The organism is Streptomyces torulosus (assembly GCF_001419765.1).
Lineage (GTDB): Bacteria > Actinomycetota > Actinomycetes > Streptomycetales > Streptomycetaceae > Streptomyces > Streptomyces torulosus.
Genome location: NZ_LIRK01000734.1, coordinates 1 through 2,033, shown reverse-complemented (window position 1 = coordinate 2,033; position 2,033 = coordinate 1). Strand labels below are relative to the sequence as shown.

General features: G+C 71.3%; 3 protein-coding genes. All 3 read right to left on the bottom strand.

Features of this window, described 5'->3' with window-relative positions; translation table 11 throughout:
- On the bottom strand, positions 1 to 625 hold a 625-nt coding region (locus AOK23_RS38740), incomplete at its 3' end, for a putative T7SS-secreted protein (RefSeq protein ID WP_055717155.1).
- On the bottom strand, positions 625 to 1,167 hold the full coding sequence (locus AOK23_RS38735) for a hypothetical protein (protein ID WP_055717154.1): 543 nt from the start codon (positions 1,165 to 1,167) through the stop codon (positions 625 to 627). The genes AOK23_RS38735 and AOK23_RS38740, both read right to left, overlap by 1 nt.
- Entirely contained in the window at positions 1,164 to 1,766 is a 603-nt protein-coding gene (locus AOK23_RS38730; RefSeq protein WP_240496758.1) for a hypothetical protein, read from the bottom strand. The genes AOK23_RS38735 and AOK23_RS38730 overlap by 4 nt, the downstream gene beginning before the upstream one ends.
- Between the last annotated feature and the right edge of the window lie 267 nt (positions 1,767 to 2,033).

The following is a 2,033-nucleotide window of genomic DNA, read 5'->3' as shown; positions in this document are numbered from 1 at the left end:
GCCCGGGGTCCTCGCCGGCCTTCACCTTGGCGTTGTACGCGTCGACCTTGGTGTTGTACGCGTCGACCGCCTTCTCGGACGCCTCCCGGCCGGCCTTGTACGCGTCGATCGCGTCCCGCGCCTGGCCCTGGGCCCACTTGACGGTGTCGGCGTACCCGTCGAGCGCCTTGCCGGCCTTGTCGCAGGCGTCCGCCGCGTGCAGCCACTTCTTCGGGTGCATCGCGAACTGCTCGCGGAACGTGTCGGCCGCCTCGCCCTTCCAGTTCGACGAGTCGAGTTTGCGCATGCCGTCGCCGACCTTGCCGAAGGCCGTGTGGAAGTCCGTCAGGTGCTTCGCGGACTCCCGGATGCGCGCCGGGTCGCCGTGGACGAGTTCGTCGGCCTCCCACGTCTCGCCGAGCTGCTTCTCACCGGGGGTGGCCCCGAGGTCCGAGGCCCACTCGTCGCCGAGGTCCTCCACCTTGTCAGCCGCGTACCCGAGACCGACGTCCCGCAGGCGGTCACCGACGATCTCGGAACCCTTGTCGACGCCCTCGCCGAGGAGCTTCTTGCCCCCGTCCAGCAGTTCCTCGCCCTTGCCGAGCGCCGAGTCGGCGAGGTCCCCCAGGTCGTCCAGCGTGCCCATCAGCCGTTGCCCCCGACATCGTTCCAGGTCCGGTCGACGTTCTCCTGCGCCCGCTCCCAGGACTCTCCGCTCCAGTCCGGGTCGGCGAGGGCGTGGTGGTCGCCGATCTCGCTCCAGGTCATCCCGCTGACCTCGTCCTCGGAGAGGTGCGGGTTGCCCATCACCGCGTTCGCGCCGATCTTGAGCGTGCCCGCGATGTACTGGTCGGTCTCGTGCAGCGTCCCCGCCGACAGCCCCACGGCGTCCGCGAACGCGTTGCCCTCCTGGACCAGCGAGCGCACCCCCCACTCCCACCGCTCGCAGAACGAGTTGAGGGTGGAGGTCAGACCCTCGTGCCCCAACTCCATGCCTGAGAGCGCAAGTTCGGAGAAGCCCCGGCCCATGCCCGCCTCGCCGAGCATGCCGATCTCGCGCAGTTCGTCCAGGGCCAGCGTGATGCCCTGAGTGATGAGGTCCAGGCCCTGGAGCTGGATGTCCTTGGCGTCCGCCCCGGCCGTGCCGCCGGTACCGGTGCCGCCGCTTCCCGTGTCGGCGTCACTCATCTCGCCGGCCCCCCGCTCTCGTTCGTGGTCTCCATGCCGGGTGCGACAGGTAGATCAGGTACGCCGGGTACGTCGGGTACTCCGGATAGGTCGAGCGCCGCCGCGTCCGGCACGATCCCCCGTACCGGCGGGAACAGCGCGCCCTCGCCCTCGCTGCCGACATCCAGCGCCACCCCGTACGGGACCGGCATCGCCGGGATCGCCACGTCCAGCAGCCGGGCGCCCAGGATCCGCTCGTACGACCACTCCCGAGCGCCTTCACCCCTTGCGATGGCGAACCGGGCGAGCGCGGGCTCGTCCGAGAAGGCGTAGATCCAGCGGATGCCTCCGAAGTCGGCGGTCAGCGGGGCGTCCTCGTCCCCGAGGGGCAGCAGCACGGCGGTACGGCGGAACTCGCCCAGCAGCGCGGCGCCTTCACGCCGACGGCGGCGGACAAGGGATGCCTCGTCGGCAGGGACCTCGCCGGAGATGGGGGATGTGGCAACGCCGTCGAGGGGCGTCGGGACCGGCTCCGGTGGGGTGGTCGACTCCGCGTAGTCGGCGATCCTCGACCGGCGTACGCCGGTCGACGCGCCACCGGCTGCCCCGTGATCAGACATGCGTGCGATCATCGCATCGGTGAGTTGAGGGCTGCACGCCGTTGCCTTTGCCCGTGTACAGCAGCCGACTTCGGCCGGCCGGAGGCGTTTCGGTCAGCGAGGGGGAAGCATGTCGTTCGGGCCGCCGCCCGCGGAGTCCGGGCCGCAGCCCGGGGGATTCGGGCCGTCCACCGGAGGGTTCGGGCCCGTCGCACCCGGTCCGCATGCCCCGTTGGCCTCGTCCACCTCTCCTGACCCGTTCGCCCCACCTCCCCCGGCCCCCTGGGT

Excerpts from the sequence above, each read along its gene's own strand:
- AOK23_RS38735 (WP_055717154.1), bottom strand. The coding sequence starts at position 1,167 with ATGAGTGACGCCGACACGGGAAGCGGCGGCACCGGTACCGGCGGCACG.
- AOK23_RS38730 (WP_240496758.1), bottom strand. The coding sequence starts at position 1,766 with ATGTCTGATCACGGGGCAGCCGGTGGCGCGTCGACCGGCGTACGCCGG.